This is a genomic window from Microbacterium sp. NPDC057658 (genome assembly GCF_042799975.1).
Classification (GTDB): domain Bacteria; phylum Actinomycetota; class Actinomycetes; order Actinomycetales; family Microbacteriaceae; genus Microbacterium.
On sequence record NZ_JBHVHT010000001.1, the window covers coordinates 1,769,521 to 1,791,765 of the forward strand.

Consider the following 22,245-nt stretch of genomic DNA (forward strand, 5'->3'; position numbering starts at 1 on the left):
AGGCGTCGGGGGGTGTCAGCACCCCTCCCGGTACGCTAATGGGAGCTCGCACCCCCCCCTTAACAAAAAAAGCGTCCGGACCCCGCTCCCCCCCCCGCTTCCGTGAATCTCAGGAGGCGCGGCGGGCGCGGGCCGCGCGACGCTTGAGAGCGCGACGCTCGTCCTCGGAGAGGCCGCCCCAGACGCCGGAGTCCTGACTGGTCTCCAGGGCGTACTGCAGGCAGATCTCGGTGACCGTGCAGGTCGCGCAGACCGTCTTGGCCTTCTCGATCTGGTCGACGGCCGGGCCGGTGTTCCCGACGGGGAAGAACAGTTCGGGGTCGACGGTCAGGCAGGCGGCCTTGTCACGCCAGTCCATGGGGGCTCCTCGGTGTGGATTTCATGAGATGTCGCGATGCGACCTCTCGATTCGGGTGACGGTTCGGGTTCCGCTACCCTGTTGAGATACGGGCGGATGCCCGCTGATTGTGATGCGAACGCGAACGTTCGCCCCACGCCGCTGTGGGAGCACATGACTTTCTCTATTCTGTTACATGAATACCCTGAAATCAAGGGTTTTCTCGTCATTCGATCCCCGGGAGGACACCCGTGCGCGCACCGGGAATCGCCCGCGCCGCCGCCGCCGTGCTGGCGGTGGAAGCCATCGCCCTGCTCGTGTTCGCCGCGATCGAGATGGCCGGACTCGGGGCGGGGGACGCCGCGTCGCTGCCGACGGCCATCGCTCTCATCGTCCTGACGCTGATCGGCGCCGCCGCGCTCGCGGCCTTCGCGTTCGGCACCCGCGCGGGACGCTCCTGGGCGCGATCCGGGGGCGTGGTGTTCCAGGTCCTCGCGATCGCCCTGGCGCTCGGAGCCCTCACGCTGCCGCCCATCCCGTGGGCCTTCGTGCTCGGACTCGGCATCCCGGCCGTCGCGGGCTTCGCGCTCCTCATCGCGAGCGCACGCCGGGAGGGCTCACGCCGCGAAGCGGAGTGAGCGGGACCCGACCCGTCAGGCGTCGATGCCGAGCTGCTTGCGCAGCCGCGCGACGTGGCCCGTGGCCTTCACGTTGTACTGCGCGCTCGTGATGACGCCGTCTTCGTCGAGGACGAACGTCGAGCGGATCACGCCTTCGACGAGCTTGCCGTAGTTCATCTTCTCGCCCCAGGCGCCGTACGCCTCGTGCACCGCGTGGTCGGGGTCGCTGAGCAGCGGGAACGTGAGGCCGTCGCGGTCGCGGAAGGCGGCGAGCTTCGCCGGCTCGTCCCGCGAGACGCCGACGACCTGATACCCGGCGCCCTGCAGCGACGAGATGCTGTCGCGGAAGTCGCAGGCCTCCGTCGTGCACCCCGGCGTCATGGCGGCCGGGTAGAAGTACAGCACCGTCTTCGTGCCGCGGAGGTCGGCCAGGCGGACGGTGTTCCCGTCCTGGTCGAGCAGGGAGAAGTCGGGGGCGGCGGTTCCGGTTTCCAGGCGTTCGGTCACCCGTCCAGCCTATCGTCCGGGGGGCTGCTCCGCCTTGTCGGCGAAGGTCTGCAGGAGGCGCTGCAGGGAGTCCAGCCGGGCGCGCCCCGTCTCGCTCAGCTCGCCGCGCTCCGCCGCCTCGATGAGGGCGCAGTCCGGCGCGTCGGGGAGGTGGGTGCAGCCGCGCGGGCAGTCCTCGGCGATGACGGCGAGCTCGGTGAAGGCGGCGAGGATGTTCGCGGGGTCGACGTGCCCGAGGCCGAAGGAGCGGACGCCGGGGGTGTCGATGACCCAGCCGGAGCCGTCGGCGCTCTCGTAGCGCAGCGAGACGGTGGAGGAGGAGGTGTGTCGCCCGCGGCCGGTGACCTGGTTCACGTGTCCGGTGGCGCGGCCCGCGGTGGGCACCAGGGCGTTCACCAACGTCGACTTGCCGACACCGGAGTGTCCGACGAACACCGTCGAGTGGCCGATGAGCGCGGCGCCGATCTCGTCGACCGGCATCTCGTCCTGTGCGCTCGTGAAGACCCGGAGATCGAGGCCCTCGAAGTGCGTGAGGAACGGCGCGGGGTCGGCGAGATCGGTCTTCGTCACGACGAGGAGGGGACGGATGCCGGCGTCCAATGCGGCGACGAGGTAGCGGTCCACGAGACGGGCGCGGGGCTCGGGGTCGGCCGCCGCGACGACGACGAGCATCTGGTCGGCGTTCGCGACGATCACCCGCTCGACCTCGTCGGTGTCGTCGGCGCTGCGGCGGAGGAGCGAGGTGCGCTCGACGATGCCCACGATCCGGCCGAGCGTGCCCTCGTCGCCCGAGGTGTCACCGACGACGCGGGCCCGGTCGCCCGTGACGATCGGCGTGCGCCGCAGCTCTCGTGCGCGGGCGGCCGTGATCGTGCGCTCCTGCGGGGTGTCCTCGTCGAGGAGGACGGAGTACCGGCCCCGGTCGACGCCGAGGACGCGGCCGATCTGCGCATCCTCGTGCGCAGGACGGCGTTTGGTGCGCGGCCGGTTGGCCTTCGGGTTCGGACGCGTGCGGATGCTGCTCTCGTCGTAGTCCTCGAAGTCGTCCTCGAGGTCGTCGTCGTCGTTCAGCCAGCTCACCCGTCAGCCTCGCAGCATCCGCTCCCAGAGCATCGTGAACTCCGGGAGGGTCTTGGCGGTGGTGCCGATGTCGTCGATGACCACGTCGGGGACGCGGAGGCCGATCAGCGCGCCGGTCGTCGCCATCCGATGGTCGTGGTGCGCGGCCCAGGTGCCGCCCCGGAGCGGACTGGGAACGATGCGGATGCCGTCGGGGAGCTCCTCGGCGGTTCCGCCGAGCGCGCGCAGGTTCCCGACGAGCGCCGCGATCCGGTCGGTCTCGTGGAGGCGGATGTGTCCGATGCCGCGGATGGTCGTGGGGCCGTCGGCGAAGGCCGCGAGACCGACGAGGGTCGGCGTCAGCTCGCTGGCGGCGGAGAGATCGAGATCCAGTCCACGGATTCCGGAACCGGCCCGCACGGTGAGCACGCCGGCGTGACGGCTGACGTGTGCACCCGCCGCCTGCAGGATCTCGGGGAGCAGCGCTCCGGGCTGGGTCGAGTGCGCCGGCCAGCCGGTGATCGCGACGGAGCCTCCGGCGACGAGGGCCGCCGCCAGGAACGGGGCGGCATTGGAGAGATCCGGCTCGATCGGGATCTCCTTGGCACGGGGGACTCCGGCCTCCACCAGCCATTCGCCCACGGCGGGGCGCTCGATGCGGATGCCGCGGCGGCTCAGGGCCTCGATGGTCATGTCGATGTGCGGCAGGCTCGGCAGCCGCTCGCCCGTGTGCACGAGGTGCAGGCCGACGTCGAAGCGCGGGGCCGCGAGCAGCAGCCCGGACACGAACTGGCTGGAGGCCGACGCGTCGATCTCCACGCGACCGCCGCGGATGTGGCCGTGGCCGCGGATGGTGAACGGGAGGGCCCAGGTGCCCTCGTCGTCGATGTCGACGCCGAGGTCGCGCAGGGCGCTGATGAGCCCGCCCATGGGCCGGTGCAGAGCCGTCTCGTGCGCGGTGAGGTGGACGTCCTGCTCCGCGAGGCCGGCCAGCGGCGCGATGAAGCGCATGACGGTCCCGGCCTGGCCGCAGTCGATCGTCGTGCCGCCGCGGAGCTTGCCGGGCGTGATCACGAGGTCGGGACCGAACTCATGACCGGCGTCGACCTCCTCGATGCCGACGCCGAGTGCGCGGAGTGCCTCCACCATGCGCTGCGAGTCGTCGGAGTGCAGCGGCGCGATCAGGCGGCCGGGGCCGTCCGCGATCGCCGCGATGAGGAGCTCGCGGTTCGTGAGGGACTTGGAGCCGGGGATCGTGAGCTCGGCGTGCACCGGGCCGTCGATCGTGGGCGCGGGGTAGGCGCCCTGCACACGGGTGGGGGAATACCTTTTGGCGCTCATCGGTTCTCACCTTAGTAAACGCAACGCCGTCCTCGTGAGAGGCGGCCCCCGTGTGAAGGGAAGAGGATGCCTGCGACGCTGGAACGCGAGGTGATCGACCTCAGCCGCCTAGACTGGCCGGTGATGGACGACACCGCAACCGCAGCCACCGTCGGCGACCCTCGGCGCGAGTTCGAGGAGCAGGCGCTCCCCTTCATGGACCAGCTCTACGCCGCCGCGATGCGCATGACGCGCAATCCCGCTGACGCTGCCGATCTCGTGCAGGAGACCTTCGTCAAGGCCTACGGCTCGTGGTCGACGTTCGCGCAGGGCACGAATCTCAAGGCGTGGCTGTACCGCATCCTCACCAACACGTACATCAACATCTACCGCAAGCGGCAGCGCGAGCCCTTCCAGGGCACCATCGACGAGCTCGAGGACTGGCAGCTCGGCGGCGCGGAGTCGACCACCGCTTCGCACAGCCGGTCGGCAGAGGCGGAAGCCATCGACCGCATGCCGGCGTCGGTCGTGAAGGACGCGCTGCAGGCGGTTCCGGAGGACTTCCGGCTCGCGGTGTACCTCGCCGACGTCGAGGGCTTCGCGTACCAGGAGATCGCCGACATCATGAAGACCCCCATCGGCACCGTGATGAGCCGTCTGCACCGTGGCAGGCGGATGCTGCGGGAGCTGCTGGCCGACTACGCCGCGGAGCGGGGAATCGCCGCGGCTGACCCGAGGAGCAAGAAATGAGCGACTGCGGCTGCGACAAGGCCCGTCAGGATCTGGAGGAGTACCTCCGCAACGAGGTGTGCAAGACCGAGCACGCCGAGATCCGCGAGCACCTGGAGAACTGCCCGGCGTGCCGGGACGAGGCTCTGGTGGCGACGACCCTCACCGAGGTCATCGCCCGCGCCTGCAAGGAGACCGCTCCGGAGGAGCTGCGCGACCAGGTGTTCGCTCGGCTCCGCGAGGTCCAGGCCGCGCAGCACTGAGCGCCCCCGGGGCGCGGAGCGTCGGAGACCGCCCGTAGGCTGTGTGCATGGCCCATACCGATGCGCGCGGGATCCCCGCTGACCAGACGTCCGTCGACCGCCTCGCGGGGGAGGGCCTCGAGTACCGGGTCCTCGATACGACGGATTCCACGCGCGTCGCCGCCTTCCAGCGGGCGATGGCCCGCGGGTTCCTCGGCGCCGACCCCTCGGAGGCGGCTCGTGAGGAGGGCGTGGGCACGCTGAGGAGCCGGCGCAACATCGGCGTCTACGAGCCCGACGCCCCGGCCGACCGCTTCCCGGTGGCGACCATCGACTCCTGGGTGACGCCGCTGACGATCCCCGGCGGCGAGATCGGGATGTGGGCGATCAGCGGGGTCACCGTAGCCGGCACGCACCGCCGCCGTGGCATCGCGCGCGCCCTGTTGGAGGGCGAGCTGCGTGCCGCCGTCGATGCCGGCCTCCCCGTCGCGGGTCTCACGGTGTCCGAGGCGACGATCTACGGCCGGTACGGCTTCGGCTCCGCCGTCCCCGTGGCGCGGTTCACCGTGGATGTGCGCCGCGCCGGCTGGGCGGGCCCCGTCCCGGCCGGCCGCGTGGAGTACCTCGAGCGCGAGGAGCTCGCCGAGGCGCTGGCGGAGGCGCACGAGCGCGCCCGTACCGCGCGGTCCGGTCAGGTCCCGGGGTGGGCGGCCCGCTGGGCGGGCATCAGCGGGCTCACGAGCACCGACACCGACCGGGATCGGGTGCGCGGCGTCCGCTATCGCGACGAGTCCGGTCAGGTGCGCGGCGTGATGGCCTTCCACCTCAGCGAGCGCGGCGGCACGTTCCGGTTCGCAGCGCACGTGCGCCTGCTCGTCGGCGAGACGGCGGAAGCGACGGCTGCGCTGTGGCGGTTCGCGCTGCAGCACGACCTCGTCGACGAGGTGACCGCCGATCTCCGACCGCTCGACGACGCCCTGCCGTGGCTGGTCGCGGACCCGCGCGGCGTCACCCAGGAGGTGCACGACCACGGGTGGCTCCGCGTTCTGGACGTCCCCGCCGCGCTCACGGCCCGGACCTACGCCGCGCCCCTGGACACCGTGCTCCGCATCGAGGACCCCCTGGGATTCGCCGCGGGCACCTGGCGCCTGCGCGTCGACGCGGAGGGGCGGGCGCACATCGAGGACGCTCCGGGCGCCGAGGCGGACCTCCTCCTCGACGTCTCCGCGCTCTCGTCGATCTACGCCGGCAGCATCCGCGTCGCCGCGCTGCACGGAGCGGGCCGGATCACGGGCCCGGTGGACGCCGTCGAGGCACTGGACCGTGCGTTCGTCGCCTTCCCGGCGCCGTCCCTCGACATCTGGTACTGACCCACGGACCGAGAAGGGCGCCCCGGCCGAAGCCGGGGCGCCCTTCGTCGTCAGAGAGGCGGTCAGCCCAGGGTGACCGCCTCGCGGATGAGCGCGGCCTGCTCGGTCGCGTGCACCTTGGACGAGCCCGTCGCCGGCGAGGCCGACGCCGGACGCGAGACCGGGCGGAACGAGCGGTCGCCGGGGACGTCCGCGAAGGCCAGAGCCAGGAACGGCCAGGCGCCCTGGTTCTCCGGCTCCTCCTGCACCCACACGAGCTCGGCGTTCGGGTACGAGTCGGTGATCTTCTTCAGCTCGTCGATGGGCGTCGGGTAGAGCTGCTCCAGACGCACCAGGGCGATCTCCGGGTTCGGGTTCTTCTCCAGCTCGGCGCGGAGGTCCCAGTGCACCTTGCCGCTGTGCACGAGCACGCGCTTCACGGCGGAACGGTCGAGACCGCGGTCGTCGTCGAGGACCGGCTCGAAGCGGCCCCCGGTGAACGCCTCCACCGGGCTCGTCGCGCCGCGCAGACGCAGCATGGCCTTCGGCGTGAACACGATGAGCGGCTTGCGCGGGCGGGCGTAGGCCTGCCGGCGCAGCAGGTGGAAGTGCGACGCCGGGGTCGATGGACGGGCCACGATCATGTTGTCCTGCGCGCACAGCTGCAGGAACCGCTCGATGCGTGCGGAGGAGTGGTCCGGTCCCTGGCCCTCGTAGCCGTGGGGGAGCAGGAGCGTGACGCTGGACTGCTGACCCCACTTCTGCTCCGCGGCGGAGATGTACTCGTCGATGACCGACTGGGCGCCGTTGACGAAGTCGCCGAACTGCGCCTCCCACAGCACCAGGGCCTCTGGCGCCTCCACGGAGTAGCCGTACTCGAAGCCGAGCGCGGCGTACTCGCTGAGCAGCGAGTCGTAGACGAAGAAGCGGCCCTGCGCGTCGGACAGGTTCGACAGCGGCAGCCACTCCTGGCCGTTCGCACGGTCGTGGAGCGCGGCGTGCCGCTGCACGAAGGTCCCGCGGCGCGAGTCCTGGCCGGCGAGGCGCACCGGGGTGCCCTCGACCAGAAGCGAGCCGAAGGCGAGCAGCTCGCCGAAGCCCCAGTCGATGTTCCCGTTGCGGCTCATGTCGAGGCGCTTCTCCAGCAGCTGCTGGATCTTCGGGTGCACCGTGAAGCCCTCGGGCTTGTTCACGAACGCGTCGCCGATGAGGCGGATGACCTCGGCGGGGACACCGGTGACCTCGGGGGCTCCGACCTGGTCCTCGACCTGCGGGGCCTCCTCGGGGGCGATCGGGGTCGCGCCGGTCTCGGCGGCGTGCGTCTCGGCGAAGGCGATCTCCAGACGGTTCTGGAAGTCGGCCTTGGCCTCGTCGTACTCCTCCTCGGTGATGTCGCCGCGACCGACGAGGGACTCCGTGTACAGGCGGCGGACGGAGCGCTTCGCCTGGATGAGGTCGGTCATCAGCGGCTGCGTCATCGAGGGGTCGTCGCCCTCGTTGTGCCCGCGTCGGCGGTAGCAGACGAGGTCGATCACGACGTCGCGGTGGAAGCGCTCGCGGTACTCGAACGCGAGCTGCGCGACGTGGATGACGGCCTCGGGGTCGTCGCCGTTCACGTGGAAGACCGGCGCCTGGATCGTCTTGGCGACGTCGGTGGCGTAGACCGAGGTGCGGGCGTCGCTCGGCGTCGTGGTGAAGCCGACCTGGTTGTTGACGACCACGTGGATCGTGCCGCCCGTGCGGTAGCCGCGCAGCTGCGACATCTGCAGGGTCTCGACGACGACGCCCTGGCCGGCGAAGGCCGCGTCGCCGTGGACGAGGATGGGCAGCCAGGCGAAGGTGCCGATGGGCTTGCGGTCCTGCTTGGCGCGGACGATGCCCTCCAGCACGCCGTCGACCGTCTCCAGGTGGGAGGGGTTGGCGGCGAGGTACACCGGCAGCGCGGAGCCGTCGTCGGCGACGAACGTGCCCTCGGTGCCCAGGTGGTATTTCACGTCGCCCGAGCCGCGCTGGTTGCCGGGGGTCTGCGTGCCCTCGAACTCGCGGAAGACCTGGCCGTACGTCTTGCCGGCGATGTTGGTGAGCACGTTCAGGCGGCCGCGGTGGGCCATGCCGATCGCGGCGCCCTCCAGACCGGCCGTGGCCGCGCCCTGGAGGATCTCGTCGAGGAGGGGGATCAGCGACTCGCCGCCCTCGAGCGAGAAGCGCTTCTGGCCGACGAACTTCGTCTGCAGGAAGGTCTCGAAGGCCTCGGCCTCGTTGAGCTTGCGCAGCACGCGCAGCTGCTCGTCATGGCCGGGCTTCTGGTACTTGACCTCGACCTTCTCCTGGAACCAGCGGCGCTGCTCCGGGTCCTGGATGTGCATGTACTCGATGCCGAGAGTGCGGCAGTACGAGTCGCGCAGCACGCCGAGGATGTCGCGGAGCTTGGCGACGCGGCGTCCGCCGAACCCGCCCGTGACGAACTCGCGGTCGAGGTCCCAGAAGGTCAGGCCGTGGCTCTCGATCTCCAGGTCGGGGTGCGAGCGCTGACGGTACTCGAGCGGGTCGATGTCGGCCATGAGGTGGCCGCGCACGCGGAAGGAGTTGATGAGCTCCTGCACGCGCGACTGCTTGTCGACGCGCTCGGCGAGGTCGACCGCGATGTCGGGGTTCCAGCGGATGGGCGCGTACGGGATGCGCAGCGCCGCGAAGATGTCGTCGTAGAAGCCCCGCTGCCCGATGAGCAGCTCGTGAACCTTCTTCAGGAACTCGCCGGAGCCGGCGCCCTGGATGACACGGTGGTCGTAGGTGCTCGTGAGCGTGATGGTCTTGCCGATCGCGAGCTCGTTGAGCGTCTTGTCGCTCGCGCCCTGGAACTCGGCGGGGTACTCGAGGGCGCCGGCGCCGATGATGCAGCCCTGGCCCTTCATGAGACGCGGGACCGAGTGCACCGTGCCGATGCCGCCCGGGTTGGTGAGCGAGACCGTGGTGCCCTGGAAGTCGGCGGCGGTGAGCTTGTTGGCGCGGGCGCGGGTGACGAGGTCCTCATAGGCGGCGAGGTACTCGGTGAAGGTCATGGTGTCGGCACGCTTGATGCTCGGGACCATGAGGGCGCGGGTGCCGTCCGGCTTGGGCAGGTCGATCGCGATGCCGAGGTTGACGTGCGCCGGGGCCACGACGGAGGGCTTGCCGTCGATCTCGGCGTAGAAGACGTTCTGGCTGCGGAACTCGTCGAGGGTGCGGATGAGCGCCCAGCCGATGAGGTGGGTGAAGCTGACCTTGCCGCCGCGGGTGCGGGCCATGTGGTTGTTGATGACGATGCGGTTGTCGATCATCAGCTTGGCCGGGACCGTGCGGACGCTCGTCGCGGTGGGGACGGTGAGCGATTCGTCCATGTTCGCGGCGAGGGTCTTCGGCAGACCGCGCAGCGGGGTGACCTTGTCCTCTTCGGACGGCTGCTGCGTCTCCTTGGACTCCTGCTTCGGCTTCGGCGCCTGGGCGGGGATCGGCGCGGCCGCCGCCGGCTTCGCGGTGGTGCGGGCGACGGGCTGTGCTCCGATCACGGGGATGGGAGCGGTCACGGGGTGCGCGGGGGCCGCGGTCGCGGCGGGAGCGGCAGCGCCTCCGGCGGCCGTGGTCTCGGAGTGGTACTTCTCCAGAATGGGCCACCACTCCTTGTCGACCGAGTCGCGGTTCTCCTTGAACTGCTCGTAGAGCTCTTCGACGAGCCAGGAATTGGCTCCGAACCCCCCGTCGCCACCGACGCCGGTCACCTGGTTCGACACGCTCTATCGCCCTCTTTCATCGCTGAAGATCTCCGATGCGGACGCACGACGCAGGATGCGCTCGGGCCCGCACACTCTCGACCACCAAGCCTAACCTGTTTCGACCGAGGAGACGTCGAACAGCACGACCCGTGGCGCGCCGATCTGGGTACCGTGGAGACATGGAGTTCTCAGGTGCGCAGCCGACCGTCGATCTGACCTACTCGGACGTCTTCCTGGTGCCACGCCGCTCGGCCGTCACCAGTCGCCTCCAGGTCGATCTCGCTCCGCACGACGGCACCCCGGCGACGCTGCCGCTCGTCGCCGCGAACATGAACTCGGTGACCGGGCCGCGGATCGCCGCCGTGCTCGCGCGCCGAGGGGCGCTGGGCGTGCTGCCGCAGGACCTCCCGCTCCAGGAGCTCGACGCCGCGATCCGCGACGTGAAGGGGCAGCCGGTGCTCTGGGACACGCCGCTCGTGCTGCCCCCGGAGGCGACGGTCGCCGACGCCCTCCGCCTGCTCCCCGCCGCCCCCGGCCACGGCATCGTCGTGGCCTCCGGCGCGGCGCCGTTCCCCGTCGACCGCATCGTCGGGGTGCTCCCGGCCACCCGTCTCGCGACCGCGCTGCCCGACGCGCAGCTCGGCGACCTCGTGCACCGGGGCACGCCGTCCATCGACGCGGACGACATCGGCTCCGAACGGCACGCCTTCGACGTCATCACCGAGGCGGACGTCGAGGTCGTCACGGTCGTCCACCACGGCCACCTCGTCGGGACGCTGAGCGCCCGCAGCGCCCTCCGCGCCACGCTGTACCGGCCGGCCGTGGACGCCGACGGGCGCCTCGCCGTCGCCGCGGCGGTCGGCATCAACGGCGACGTCGGGGCGAAAGCGAAGGCGCTCGCGGCGGCCGGGGTGGACGTGCTCGTCGTCGACACCGCGCACGGCCACCAGGAGGGCATGCTCCGGGCGCTGCAGGAGGTCGCGTCCCTCGGGCTCGGGCTCCCCATCGTCGCGGGGAACATCGTCACCGCGGACGGCGTGCGGGATCTCGTCGACGCGGGTGCCTCGATCCTCAAGGTCGGCGTCGGACCAGGGGCGATGTGCACGACGCGGATGATGACGGCGGTCGGTCGTCCCCAGTTCTCCGCGGTGCTGGAGACCGCGCAGGCCGCCGCCGAGGCCGGAGCGCATGTCTGGGCCGACGGCGGGGTGCGCTACCCGCGAGACGTCGCCCTCGCGCTCGCGGCCGGTGCGGCCTCCGTCATGGTCGGCTCCTGGTTCGCCGGGACGATCGAGGCCCCGGGGGAGCTTCAGCGCGACGCGGACGGTCGTCTGTTCAAGGAATCGTGGGGGATGGCCTCGACCAAGGCCGTGCAGGCGCGGTTTGGTCGGCTCGACGCCTACGAGCGCGCGCGCAAGGAGCTGTTCGCCGAGGGCATCTCCTCCTCCCAGATCTACCTCGACCCGCTGCGCCCGGGAATCGAGGACCTCCTCGACATGATCACGTCGGGCGTGCGGTCGTCCTTCACCTACGCCGGGGCCGCGACCGTGCCGGAGTTCCACGACCGCGCTCTCGTCGGACTGCAGTCGGCGGCGGGCTACGAGGAGGGCAAGGCGCTGCCGGTCAGCTGGTGATCACCTGCCGCGACCACAGTCCGCTTCTGTAGAATCGAGCGCACTATGGACGACCCTCCCAGTTGCCGAACATCGCCCCACCGTCCCGTTCTCTCCCCGGAGAGGAAGATCTGATGGACTACATCATGTTGGGCGTGGGGCTTCTGCTCACGGTCGGCACCGGCCTCTTCGTCGCGAGCGAGTTCGCCCTCGTGAACCTCGACCGCGCGGATCTGGAAGCACGGCAGGCGCGAGGCGAGTCCCGCCTCTCCCTGACGATCAGCGCCCTGCGGCACACCTCGACGCATCTCTCCTCCGCGCAGCTCGGCATCACGCTGACCACGCTGCTGACCGGATACACGATGGAGCCGGCGCTGTCCAACCTCCTGCGCCCCACGCTGGTCGCCTGGAACATCCCGGAAGCCGCCGTCGCTCCGATCGCGACCGTGGTGGCGATGTTCGTCGCGACGGTGCTCTCGATGATCCTCGGCGAGCTCGTCCCGAAGAACTTCGCGCTGGCGCTGCCCCTGGCCACGGCGAAGCTCGTCGTCCCGTTCCAGATCGCCTTCACGACCGTGTTCAAGCCGGCGGTGGTCGTGCTCAACGGCAGCGCCAACGGGGTGCTGCGCAGCATGGGCATCGAGCCCAAGGAGGAGCTCTCCGGCGCCCGCAGCGCGGAGGAGCTCTCCTCCCTCGTGCGACGGTCGGCGAGCGCCGGAGTGCTGGAGGCCGACACCGCGACGCTGCTGGACCGCACGCTCACGTTCTCGCGGCTCACCGCGGCCGACGTCATGACGGCGCGCCCGAGCATGCACGCGATCGCCGCCGGCGACTCGGTCGACGACGTGATCCAGCTGGCGCGGCGCACCGGCCACAGCCGCTTCCCGGTCTTCGACGAGGACCTCGACGACATCACGGGCGTCGTGCACCTCAAGGCCGCCATTTCGGTGCCGCGGGAGCGCCGGGCCGAGGTGCCCGTCGGTGCTCTCGCGACCGATCCGCTGCGCGTGCCGGAGACCGCCCACGTCGACGCCCTGATCTCCGACCTCCGCGGTCGCGGATACCAGCTCGCGGTCGTCGTGGACGAGTACGGCGGGACGGCAGGGATCGTGACGCTGGAGGACCTCGTGGAGGAGCTGGTCGGCGAGGTGTCCGACGAACACGACCGGACGAGGGCCGGCATCATCCGCAACCGCGACGGGGTGACCTTCCCCGGCGAGCTGCGTCCGGACGAGCTGCGCAGCCGCGCAGGCGTCGAGGTGCCGGAGGGCGATGTGTACGACACGGTCGGCGGCTACGTCATGAGCGTCCTCGAGCGGGTGCCGGTCGTCGGCGACGAGGTGCCCCTGGAGAGCGGCACGCTGCAGGTGGTCCGCATGGACGGCCGCCGCGTGGATCGGGTGCGCTACGTCCCGAGACCGGATGCCGTCGTCATCGAGGGGGTGTCCCTGTGAGCGATTGGGGAGGCCTCGCCTGGCTCGTCGTCCTGCTGGCGGCGAACGCGTTCTTCGTCGGCGCCGAATTCGCGGTGATCTCCGCGCGGCGCTCCCAGATCGAGCCGAAGGCGGAGCGCGGGTCGCGCCCGGCCAAGACGGCGCTGTACGCCATGGAGCACGCGACGCTCATGCTCGCGACCTCGCAGCTCGGCATCACGATCTGCTCGCTGCTCATCCTGAACGTGTCCGAGCCCGCCATCCACCACCTGCTCGCCGTGCCGCTGCACGCGCTGGGCTGGTCGGACGGCGCGGTGGACGTCGTGTCGTTCACGATCGCGCTGCTCATCGTGTCGTTCCTGCACGTCGTGTTCGGCGAGATGGTGCCGAAGAACCTCGCGTTCTCGATTCCGGACCGGGCCGTGCTGCTGCTGGCGACGCCGCTGGTGTGGGTGTCGAAGGTGTTCATGCCGGTGATCTGGCTGCTGAACGCGGCGGCGAACGGCGTGCTGCGCCTCTTCCGCGTGGAGCCGAAGAACGAGGCGGCGTCGACGTTCACCCTCGACGAGGTCGCGACCATCGTCAACCAGTCGCGCCGTGAGGGCGTGCTGATGGACACCGCGGGCACGGTGACGGCCGCGGTGGAGTTCACCGACAAGAAGGCGCGCGACGTGGCCGTGCCGCTGAGCGACCTCGTCACGCTGCCGCAGACGACCACGCCCGACGACATCGAGAAGGCGGTGGCCCGTTACGGGTTCTCGCGCTACGTGATCGTCGACGACGAGGACGTCCCGATCGGCTACGTCCACCTCAAGGACATCCTGCGGGCCTCGGAGGGCCCGGATGCCGAGGCCAAGGTGCTCGAGCCGATCCCCGGCAAGCGCATCCACCACATGGTGCCCGTGCAGGAGGACACCGATCTGGAGGACGCGCTCGCCGTCATGCGACGGGCGGGTCGCCACCTCGCCAAGGTCCGCGACGCCCGGGGGGAGACCACCGCCGTGCTGTTCCTGGAGGACATCCTCGAGGAGCTCGTCGGCGAGGTGCAGGACGCGACCCGTCGCGTCCGCGGCCACTGACATCCGGACACGCGAAGGCCGCCGGCTCCCTCGGGAACCGGCGGCCGTCGTCGTGGGCGTCAGCGCCAGTGCGCGCGTTCGTACTGCGGCGGCCAGGCGACCTCGTCGTCCAGCTCGTGCGCGGCCCGGAGCGCGAAGTGCGGGTCGCGCAGCCACTCCCGTCCGGCGAAGATCGCGTCGGCCGCCCCGTCGGCGAGCACCTGCTCGGCCTGGGCGGCGGCGGTGATGAGGCCCACGGCCGACACCGGGATCCGCCCGCCCTGGCGGACGGTCTCGGCCAGCGGGACCTGGTAGCCGGGGGAGACGCTGATGCGCTGATGCGCGACGAGGCCGCCGCTGGAGACGTCGATGAGGTCGGCGCCGCGCGCGGTCGCCCAGCCGCCGACCGTCGCGGCCTCCTCGGGCGTGAACCCGCCCTCGGCGTGATCCGTCGCCGAGATCCGGACGAAGACCGGCACACCCTCGCCGGCCGCCTCGCGTACCGCGTCCACGACGCGCAGCAGCAGCCGGGCCCGGTTCTCCAGCGAGCCGCCGTACTCGTCCTCGCGGAGGTTCGACAGCGGCGACAGGAACTGGTGCAGGAGGTAGCCGTGGGCGCCGTGGACCTCGATGACGTCGAAGCCGGCCTCGAGCGCCCGACGGGTCGCCGCGGCGAACCCATCGACGACGCGGTCGATGCCCGCCGCGTCCAGCGCGACCGGCGCGGCGAACCCCTCGTAGGCCACCGCGGACGGGGCGGTGGTCGTCCACCCGCCCGCGGCGGCGGGGACCGAGCCGCGCTCTTCGGCCCAGGGCCACCAGGTGGAGGCCTTCCGCCCGGCGTGCGCGAGCTGGATGCCCGCGGCGGCCCCGCGGTCGTGGATCGCTCGCACGATCGGGGCGAGGGCGTCGCGCTGGGCGTCGTCCCACAGCCCGAGGTCGCGCGGGGAAATGCGCCCCTCCGGCACGACGGCCGTGGCCTCGGCCACGATGAGCCCGGCGCCGCCCGAGGCGAACTGCGCGAGGTGCGTGTGATGCCACTCCTGCGCCACGCCGTCGACGGCGCTGTACATGCACATGGGGGAGACCCAGAGGCGGTTGCGGAACGTGGTGGACCGGATGGTCAGCGGGGAGAAGAGAAGACTCACCGTTCGACGGTACCGCCGACGCGGACGGGACAGGGCCGTCGGGCTAACGTGGAGTCATGAGCGACGTGCGCGAGTGGTCCCGCAGCGACGCGGCGCGGTTCTTCCGCGCGCCGACCGCCGAGGACGACAAGTATTCGCGGGGCGTCGTGGGCATCCGCACCGGATCGGCCGCCTACCCCGGCGCGGCGGTGCTGGGCGTCGAGGCCGCCTGGCGCACCGGTGCCGGTTTCGTCCGCTACGTGGGCGCGCCGTCGGCGGTGGCGGCGGTGCTGGCACGACGCCCGGAGACCGTCGGCGGGCCGGATGCCGGACGCACGCGGATCGGTGCCTGGGTGATCGGCTCCGGGACCGATCCGGACGACCGGAGCACGGCGGAGGCGCAGGCGCTGCGGGAGATCGTCGACGGCGACGTCCCCGTGGTCATCGACGCCGGAGCGCTCGATCTGGCGCCGACCGCCCGCGCTCCGTTCGTCGCCACGCCGCACGGTCGGGAGTTCGCGCGGCTGCGCGAGCGCGTCGGCATCGACGGGGCGGGGGACGATCTCGCCGACGTCCGCGACGTGTCCGCCGCGATCGACGGCGTGGTGCTGCGGAAGGGCGCACGCACCCTGCTCGCCGCACCTGACGGCACGCTCATCGCCGTCGAGGCGGGGACCGGGTGGCTCGCGACGGCCGGGACGGGGGACGTGCTGGCCGGGATCGTCGCCGCCGTGATCGCCGCGAATCCGGACGGCCCGCTCGTCGAGTCCGCCGCGGCGGCCGTCTGGCTGCACGGGTACGCCGCCCGCCTCGCCGCCGCGGCGACCGCGGGCGCGAGCGGTCATCCGATCGTGGCGCTCGACGTCGCGGAGGCGCTGCCCCGCGCGGTCGCGGACCTCCTGTCGTGAGGACCACGGCTCGGGGGAGCGTGCTCGCGCTGTGGATCGCCTTCCTCCTCGTCCACGTCCTGACCGCATGGCTGGGCTGGGTCTACCCGAGCCAGCCCATGGGGGACGTCGTGCTGGTCTACGAGCCCTGGGCGACGGCCGCGTGGAGCGGCGGCGAGATCGTGGGTGTCACGGAGTCCTGGGTGTATCCGCAGCTCGCGCTCCTGCCGATGATGCTCGCGGCCGTGCTCGCCGCCCCGCTCCTCCCGCTGCTCGGCGTCTCCGGCGCGTACCTGATCGGCTGGGCGTTGCTGGTCACGGTGCTCGACGCCGTCGCGTTCGCCGTCCTCGTCGGGCGTGGACACGTGCGGTCGCGGCGCACCGCCGCGTGGTTCTGGTGCGCGGCGCTGCTGCTCCTCGGACCCATCGCGCTGTACCGCATCGATGCCGTCACCGTGCCGATCGCCGTCGTGGCCGGCCTCTGGCTGGTGACCCGCCCGACCATCGCCGCGGCGCTGCTGACCATCGGCACCTGGATCAAGATCTGGCCCGGTGCCCTCCTCCTCGCAGCGGTCGTGGCCGGGAGGGCGCGGCTGCGGATGCTCCTGGCCGCCGCGGTCGTCACCGCCGGTGTGGTGGTGGTGCTCCTGCTGCTCGGCGCCGACACCGAGATCCTCGGCGTCCTCACCGCGCAGACGGGCCGGGGACTCCAGATCGAGGCGGTCGCCGCGACCCCGTTCCTCTGGATGGCCCTGACGGGGGCCGCCCGCATCGAGTACAGCTACGACATCCTCACCTTCCAGATCGTCGCGCCGGGCGCGGAGGCCCTCGCGACGATCCTCACCCCGCTCCTGGTGCTCGCCGCCGCCGTCGTCACCGTCGTCGGCGGGGTCAAGGCCGCCCGCGGCGCCTCGTTCGCGCGACTCTTCCCGCCGCTGGCCCTGCTCCTGGTGACGGTGCTCATCGCCCTGAACAAGGTCGGCTCGCCGCAGTTCCAGACCTGGCTGCTCGCCCCCGTGATCCTGTGGCTCGTGCTCGACCGCCGCCGGGCGCGCACCGCCGCCGCCCTCGTGCTCGCCCTGTGCCTGCTGACGTGTCTCGTGTATCCGCTGAGCTATGACGGGCTTCTGCGTGCCGAAGCCGCCCCCGTCCTGCTGCTCACGATGCGCAACGCCCTGCTCGTCGTCCTCGCCGCCGTGAGCGCCGTCGCGCTCGCGCGGGTCCCCGCCGTCCGTCGTCCCCGAACCCAGGAGTGAACCCATGCTGATCGCCTTCTCCGTCGCCCCCAGCGGCACGCCCGCCGATGGTGCCGAGCGCACCGATGCCTCCGTGCATGACGCGGTCGCCGCGGCCGTGCGCGTCGTCCGCGCGTCGGGCCTCCCGCACCGCACGACGAGCATGTTCACCGAGATCGAGGGGCCCGACTGGGACACCGTCATGGACGTGGTCAAGCGCGCGACCGAGGCGGTCCTGCCGTACGGCTCCCGGGTGTCGCTCGTCCTCAAGGCGGACATCCGCCCCGGGTACACGGGAGAGCTCGACGCCAAGGTCGAGCGTCTGGAGGCGGCGATCGAGGAGTCCGACGACCGGTAAGCTGAACCGGTGAATCCCTCGACACCTTCGAGGGGTGCGGCGAAGTGGGCGCTCCTCTCCCTCGCCATCGGCAGTTTCGGCATCGGCATGACCGAGTTCGTGGTCATGGGCCTGCTGCCGAACATCGCCGCCGACCTCCTCCCGTCCGTCTGGGCGTCGAGCCAGGAGGAGGCACTGAGTCAGGCCGGCTGGCTGATCTCGCTGTACGCACTCGGCGTGGTCATCGGCGCCCCGACCATCGCCGGCTTCGTCGCCCGCTATCCGCGGCATCGGATGATGATCGTGCTCGCCCTCGCGCTGACCGTCTTCAACGCCCTCACCGTGGTGCTGCCGACGTTCGAGCTCGTCGGGGTCTCGCGCTTCCTCGCCGGGCTCCCGCACGGCGCGTACTTCGGCATCGGCGCGCTGGTCGCCGCCGACGTGATGGGGCCGGGAAACCGTGCCAAGGGCGTCGCGTTCATCCTCACCGGTCTCACGGTCGCCAATGTCGTCGGCGTGCCGCTGGGCACCTTCCTCGGCCAGGAGTGGGGCTGGCGGGCCGCCTTCGCGGTCGTCGCGCTCGTCTTCGCGCTCGCCACCGTCTTCATCGCGCTGTTCGTGCCCGCGCACCCGGGGAACCCCGGACGCACGATGCGAGCGGAGCTCGGGGTGTTCCGCATCGGTCAGGTCTGGTTCACGCTCGGCGTCGGGGCGATCGGCTTCGGCGGGTTCTTCGCCGTCTACAGCTACATCGCCCCGCTCGTGACGGAGGTGGCCGGATCGCCGGACTGGGTCGTGCCGATCGTGCTCGTGCTCATGGGGCTCGGCATGACGGGCGGGAACCTCGTCGGCGGTCATCTGGCCGACATCGACCTCCGCCGGACGCTGCTGCTGGGCCTCGCCGCGATGGCCGTCGTGTTCGCCCTCCTCGCCGTGCTCTCGTTCTGGATCGTGAGCCTGAGCCTCGTGGTCGTCCTCGTCGGGTTCGTCTCGTCCGTGCTCAGCCCGACGATCCAGACGCGGTTGATGGACGTGGCCGGCGACAACCAGTCCATCGCGGCGGCCATGAACCACTCCGCCCTGAACATCGGCAACAGCCTCGGCGCCTTCCTCGGCGGCATCGTGATCGCGGTCGGCTGGGGCTTCACGGCACCGGCGTGGACCGGGGCGGTGCTCGCGGTGGCCGGACTCCTCATCGCCCTGGTGTCGTACCGCGTGGAGCCACGGCGGGTCGCGCAGACGCCGGTCCTCGCGTCGTAGAGTGACGGGGTGACCGCTCCCGACGACGACCTCCCCCTCGCCGGAACCGTCGTGCTGCTGCGCCCGAGTCCCGGGGGCTTCGAGGTGCTGCTGCTGCGCCGTCCGTCGCGCGGCTCCTTCGCGGACGCCTGGGTGTTCCCCGGGGGGAAGGTCGAGCCGGAGGATCGGCGGGCGGGCGCGGCGGACGTCGAGGACGCGCGCCGGGCCGCCGCCCGGGAGACCGCGGAGGAGGTCGGACTCGTCGTCGACGACCTGGTGCCTCTGTCGGAGTGGCGCCCGCCCGCGGAGGCGCCCGTGCGGATCCGCACCTGGTTCTTCCTCGCCCTCGCGCCGGACGTCGAGCCGTCGCCTGCCGCCGACGAGGTCGTCGAGCTCGCCTGGGTGTCACCGGACACGGCCTTCGAGCGGCACGCGGCGGGGGAGTGGCGGCTCTTCCCGCCCACCTGGCTCACGCTGCACCGGCTCTCCGCCTTCACCGACGTCGAGGCCGCGCTGGCCTCCGGCGGGGCGGTCGAGCTGTTCCAGACGGAGGTGCGCGACGGGGGCCGGGCGTTCGGCTGGGCGCAGGGGACCCTCCACGCCCACACCCTGCCGTGGCGGTTCGACCCGGCCTGACGCGGGTCAGGCGTCGAGCAGGCGCCGCAGGTGCGTGCCGACGGCCTCGGTCTCGATGAGGAACCCGTCGTGGCCGAAGTCGCTCGTGAGCACCACCGCCTCGCCGTCGAGCACGTTCCGGATGCTCCGGGCGATCCGCTGCTGACCGTCGACGGGGAAGAGGCGGTCGCTGTCGATGCCGAGGACGAGGGTCGTCGCGGTCACCGCCTTCAGGGCCTCCTCCACGCCGCCGCGGCCCCGGCCGACGTCGTGCGAGTTCATGGCCTCGACGAGGGTGATGTAGCTGTTGGCGTCGAAGCGGCGCGTGAACTTGTTCCCGTGGAAGTCGAGGTAGGACTCCACGGCGAAGCGTCCGCCGTGGCCGAGCGGCGACACGTCCGACTGCCAGGAGCGCTGGAATCGCTGGTTGAGTTCGATCGGGCTGCGGTAGTTCAGCAGCGCCATGCGGCGGGCGAGGGCCAGGCCGCGGTGCGGGCCGTCGCCGTCCGCGAGGTCGTAGTACTCGCCGCCCTGGAACCGCGGGTCCATGCGGATGGTCTCGAGCTGCACGGTGTTGAGCGCGATCTGGTCGGCGGTCGTAACCGGGGGCGAGGAGAGCACGGCGAGGCGCTGCACGCGGTCCGGCTGCGTCACGGCCCACTCGAGCGCATGCATGCCACCCATCGAGCCGCCGATCACCGCCGCCCAGCTGTCGATGCCGAGCGCGTCGGCCAGGCGCACCTGCGCGGCGACCTGGTCGCGGATGGTGAGGTAGAGGAAGCGCGACGCCCACTCGTAGCCGTCCGGGGCGATGCTCGCGGGGCCGGTCGATCCCTGGCAGCCGCCGAGCATGTTCGGCGCGATCACGAACCACTCGTCGGTGTCGAGGGGCGCACCGGGGCCGACGACGTCCTCCCACCAGCCGGCCGTCGGGTGGCCGGCACCGGCCTCTCCGCGCACGTGGCTGTCCCCGGTGAGGGCGTGCAGGACGAGCACGGCGTTGTCGCGTGCGGCGTTGAGCTCGCCCCAGCTCTCGTACGCGAGGCGGATGCCGGGGAGCCGGGCCCCGCTCTCCGTGTCGAACGCGCCGAACGCGGCGAACCGGCGGCCGCCGACGGGGTCGCCGTCGCGCCAGGCGCCGGTGGCCGGTGGCCGGGCACGGAGCAGCCGGACGTCGGCCTCCGTCACCGGTGCCGACGGCACCGTGTCCTCGGAGGTCGTCTGCCAGTCCATGTCTCCATTCTCGCCTGGCCGGTCTGTCCCGGCCCGCAGGTTACGACACCGGGGACGACGAAGGCCCCGGACCGTGCGGTCCGGGGCCTTCGCGGAGAGGGTGCTCAGGCGCGCGCGGCCTCGGAGACGGCGCGGGCGGCGGCGAGCGCCTGGTCGAGATCGGCCTTGAGGTCCTCGATGTTCTCGAGTCCCACGGACAGGCGCACGAGGCCGGGGGTCACGCCCGCGGTGAGCTGCTGCTCCGGGGTGAGCTGGGCGTGCGTCGTGGAGGCCGGGTGGATGACGAGCGAGCGCACGTCGCCGATGTTGGCGAGGTGGCTGAACAGGGAGAGGCTGTTGACGAACTCGCGTCCGGCCTCGACACCGCCCTTGAGCTCGAACGACAGCACGGCGCCGACACCCTTCGGGGCGTACTCGTTCGCCTTGGCGTACCAGGGCGAGGACGGCAGGCCGGAGTAGTTGACCGCGGCCACGTCGTCGCGGCTGTCCAGCCACTCGGCGATCTCCTGGGCGTTCTGCACGTGGCGCTCGATGCGCAGCGACAGCGTCTCGACACCCTGGATGAGGTTCCACGCGCTCTGCGGGGCGATGGCCGAGCCGAGGTCGCGGAGCAGCTGGACCCGGGCCTTGATGATGTAGGCGAGCGGGTCGCCGACCGCGGCCGTGTAGCTGGCGCCGTGGTACGACGGGTCCGGCTCGGTGAGTCCGGGGAACTTCTCGACGTTCTCCGACCACGCGAACGAACCGCCGTCGATCACGACGCCGCCGATCGTGGTGCCGTGGCCGCCGAGGAACTTCGTGATCGAGTGGACGACGATGTCGGCGCCGTGCTCGAACGGGCGGATGAGGTACGGGGTCGCGATCGTGTTGTCGACGATCAGCGGGACGCCGTTCTCGTGCGCGATGTCGGCGACCGTGCGGATGTCGAGCACGTTGATCTGCGGGTTGCCGATCGTCTCCGCGAAGAAGAGCTTCGTGTTCGGGCGGACGGCGCGACGCCACTCCTCGGGGTCGTCCTGGTTCTCGACGAAGGTGACCTCGATGCCGAGCTTGGCGAGGGTGTACTTGAAGAGGTTGTAGGTGCCGCCGTAGATCGAGCTCGACGCGACGAAGTGGTCGCCGGCCTGCGCGATGTTGAGGATCGCGAAGGTCGAGGCGGCCTGACCGCTGGAGAGGACGAGGGCGCCGGTGCCCCCTTCGAGCGCGGCGAGGCGCTGCTCCAGGACGTCCTGGGTCGGGTTCTGGATGCGGGTGTAGATGTTGCCGAACTCGGCGAGCGCGAAGAGGTTCGCGGCATGGTCGGCGCTGTCGAACACGTAGGACGTGGTCTGGTAGATCGGGGTCGCCCTGGCCTTGGTGACGGGGTCGGGGGCGGCGCCCGAGTGGATCTGCTTGGTCTCGAAACGCCAGGTCTCGGGTGCGGACATGTGTTCCCCCTGGAACGGTCGGAAGGTCGGATGGGCTGGTGCCCTTGCAGCGAGAGTACGGAATATCGGTCCGTGTCAACAACGACCGGGAAATGTGACGTAACACGGCGAGGGGGCCGGGAACGGGCG

At 71.5% G+C, this 22,245-nt stretch carries 20 protein-coding genes; 12 read left to right on the top strand and 8 right to left on the bottom strand.

The features are described 5' to 3' along the window. Nucleotides 1–109: 109 nt before the first annotated feature. On the bottom strand, nucleotides 110–358 hold the full coding sequence (locus tag ACFU8V_RS08360) for a WhiB family transcriptional regulator (RefSeq protein ID WP_017203224.1): 249 nt from the start codon (nucleotides 356–358) through the stop codon (nucleotides 110–112). 230 nt (nucleotides 359–588) lie between these two features. Between ACFU8V_RS08360 and ACFU8V_RS08365 the strand changes: the two genes are divergently transcribed. Next, complete coding sequence (locus ACFU8V_RS08365) at nucleotides 589–975, top strand: hypothetical protein (protein ID WP_025103059.1); 387 nt, start codon at nucleotides 589–591, stop codon at nucleotides 973–975. Nucleotides 976–990: 15 nt separating this feature from the next. Here the strand turns inward: ACFU8V_RS08365 and bcp are convergent, their stop codons facing one another. The 3 genes from bcp to aroA are packed head-to-tail and all read right to left on the bottom strand — an operon-like array spanning nucleotide 991 to nucleotide 3,864. Next, the gene (bcp, locus tag ACFU8V_RS08370) at nucleotides 991–1,464 is read right to left on the bottom strand and encodes a thioredoxin-dependent thiol peroxidase (RefSeq protein WP_102208316.1); all 474 of its coding nucleotides are present in this window, start codon (nucleotides 1,462–1,464) and stop codon (nucleotides 991–993) included. 9 nt (nucleotides 1,465–1,473) lie between these two features. Continuing rightward, the gene (rsgA, locus tag ACFU8V_RS08375; RefSeq protein WP_338565807.1) at nucleotides 1,474–2,544 is read right to left on the bottom strand and encodes a ribosome small subunit-dependent GTPase A; all 1,071 of its coding nucleotides are present in this window, start codon (nucleotides 2,542–2,544) and stop codon (nucleotides 1,474–1,476) included. Between the two features lie 3 nt (nucleotides 2,545–2,547). Then, nucleotides 2,548–3,864, bottom strand: coding sequence for a 3-phosphoshikimate 1-carboxyvinyltransferase (gene aroA / locus ACFU8V_RS08380; protein ID WP_338565808.1), 1,317 nt, complete (start codon nucleotides 3,862–3,864; stop codon nucleotides 2,548–2,550). Between the two features lie 66 nt (nucleotides 3,865–3,930). On the opposite strand from aroA, the gene ACFU8V_RS08385 reads away from it, so the two are divergent. Genes ACFU8V_RS08385 through ACFU8V_RS08395 form a run of 3 tightly spaced genes read left to right on the top strand, consistent with a single transcriptional unit; the run spans nucleotide 3,931 to nucleotide 6,184 of the window. Next, on the top strand, nucleotides 3,931–4,593 hold the full coding sequence (locus ACFU8V_RS08385) for a sigma-70 family RNA polymerase sigma factor (RefSeq protein ID WP_025103063.1): 663 nt from the start codon (nucleotides 3,931–3,933) through the stop codon (nucleotides 4,591–4,593). Beyond that, nucleotides 4,590–4,835: a zf-HC2 domain-containing protein gene (locus tag ACFU8V_RS08390; protein ID WP_025103064.1), complete on the top strand. Its 246-nt coding sequence runs from the start codon at nucleotides 4,590–4,592 to the stop codon at nucleotides 4,833–4,835. The genes ACFU8V_RS08385 and ACFU8V_RS08390 overlap by 4 nt, the downstream gene beginning before the upstream one ends. A 47-nt stretch (nucleotides 4,836–4,882) precedes the next feature. Then, a complete protein-coding gene (locus tag ACFU8V_RS08395) occupies nucleotides 4,883–6,184 on the top strand; it encodes a GNAT family N-acetyltransferase (protein WP_249522072.1) in 1,302 nt (433 codons plus the stop codon). A gap of 62 nt (nucleotides 6,185–6,246) precedes the next feature. Here the strand turns inward: ACFU8V_RS08395 and ACFU8V_RS08400 are convergent, their stop codons facing one another. Further along, complete coding sequence (locus tag ACFU8V_RS08400; protein ID WP_378870414.1) at nucleotides 6,247–9,930, bottom strand: multifunctional oxoglutarate decarboxylase/oxoglutarate dehydrogenase thiamine pyrophosphate-binding subunit/dihydrolipoyllysine-residue succinyltransferase subunit; 3,684 nt, start codon at nucleotides 9,928–9,930, stop codon at nucleotides 6,247–6,249. Between the two features lie 161 nt (nucleotides 9,931–10,091). On the opposite strand from ACFU8V_RS08400, the gene ACFU8V_RS08405 reads away from it, so the two are divergent. From ACFU8V_RS08405 to ACFU8V_RS08415, 3 genes are all read left to right on the top strand, one after another. Continuing rightward, complete coding sequence (locus ACFU8V_RS08405) at nucleotides 10,092–11,546, top strand: GuaB1 family IMP dehydrogenase-related protein (RefSeq protein ID WP_378870417.1); 1,455 nt, start codon at nucleotides 10,092–10,094, stop codon at nucleotides 11,544–11,546. 113 nt (nucleotides 11,547–11,659) lie between these two features. Beyond that, nucleotides 11,660–12,979: a hemolysin family protein gene (locus ACFU8V_RS08410; RefSeq protein ID WP_085607187.1), complete on the top strand. Its 1,320-nt coding sequence runs from the start codon at nucleotides 11,660–11,662 to the stop codon at nucleotides 12,977–12,979. After that, the gene (locus ACFU8V_RS08415; RefSeq protein WP_025103069.1) at nucleotides 12,976–14,037 is read left to right on the top strand and encodes a hemolysin family protein; all 1,062 of its coding nucleotides are present in this window, start codon (nucleotides 12,976–12,978) and stop codon (nucleotides 14,035–14,037) included. The genes ACFU8V_RS08410 and ACFU8V_RS08415 overlap by 4 nt, the downstream gene beginning before the upstream one ends. Nucleotides 14,038–14,096: 59 nt before the next feature. Here the strand turns inward: ACFU8V_RS08415 and ACFU8V_RS08420 are convergent, their stop codons facing one another. Next, nucleotides 14,097–15,164, bottom strand: a complete 1,068-nt coding sequence (locus ACFU8V_RS08420) for an NADH:flavin oxidoreductase/NADH oxidase (protein ID WP_378870422.1) — start codon at nucleotides 15,162–15,164, stop codon at nucleotides 14,097–14,099. A 56-nt stretch (nucleotides 15,165–15,220) separates the two neighbouring features. On the opposite strand from ACFU8V_RS08420, the gene ACFU8V_RS08425 reads away from it, so the two are divergent. From ACFU8V_RS08425 to ACFU8V_RS08445, 5 genes are read left to right on the top strand one after another with little or no spacing between them, the layout of a single operon-like run. Continuing rightward, complete coding sequence (locus ACFU8V_RS08425) at nucleotides 15,221–16,051, top strand: NAD(P)H-hydrate dehydratase (RefSeq protein ID WP_378870425.1); 831 nt, start codon at nucleotides 15,221–15,223, stop codon at nucleotides 16,049–16,051. Beyond that, nucleotides 16,048–17,286 (top strand): hypothetical protein, encoded by a 1,239-nt coding sequence (locus ACFU8V_RS08430; protein ID WP_378870427.1) that lies wholly within the window; start codon nucleotides 16,048–16,050, stop codon nucleotides 17,284–17,286. The genes ACFU8V_RS08425 and ACFU8V_RS08430 overlap by 4 nt, the downstream gene beginning before the upstream one ends. Before the next feature lie 4 nt (nucleotides 17,287–17,290). Then, entirely contained in the window at nucleotides 17,291–17,623 is a 333-nt protein-coding gene (locus tag ACFU8V_RS08435) for a thiamine-binding protein (RefSeq protein WP_062635094.1), read from the top strand. A gap of 9 nt (nucleotides 17,624–17,632) precedes the next feature. Then, entirely contained in the window at nucleotides 17,633–18,862 is a 1,230-nt protein-coding gene (locus tag ACFU8V_RS08440; RefSeq protein ID WP_378870430.1) for an MFS transporter, read from the top strand. A gap of 9 nt (nucleotides 18,863–18,871) precedes the next feature. Continuing rightward, nucleotides 18,872–19,477, top strand: a complete 606-nt coding sequence (locus ACFU8V_RS08445) for an NUDIX domain-containing protein (protein ID WP_085607197.1) — start codon at nucleotides 18,872–18,874, stop codon at nucleotides 19,475–19,477. Between the two features lie 6 nt (nucleotides 19,478–19,483). Here ACFU8V_RS08445 and ACFU8V_RS08450 read toward each other — a convergent pair whose 3' ends face one another. Together ACFU8V_RS08450 and ACFU8V_RS08455 are read right to left on the bottom strand one after the other, a co-directional pair. Then, a complete protein-coding gene (locus ACFU8V_RS08450) occupies nucleotides 19,484–20,689 on the bottom strand; it encodes a homoserine O-acetyltransferase (RefSeq protein WP_378870434.1) in 1,206 nt (401 codons plus the stop codon). 104 nt (nucleotides 20,690–20,793) lie between these two features. Continuing rightward, nucleotides 20,794–22,116, bottom strand: a complete 1,323-nt coding sequence (locus ACFU8V_RS08455; RefSeq protein WP_025103077.1) for a bifunctional o-acetylhomoserine/o-acetylserine sulfhydrylase — start codon at nucleotides 22,114–22,116, stop codon at nucleotides 20,794–20,796. Nucleotides 22,117–22,245: the final 129 nt, after the last annotated feature.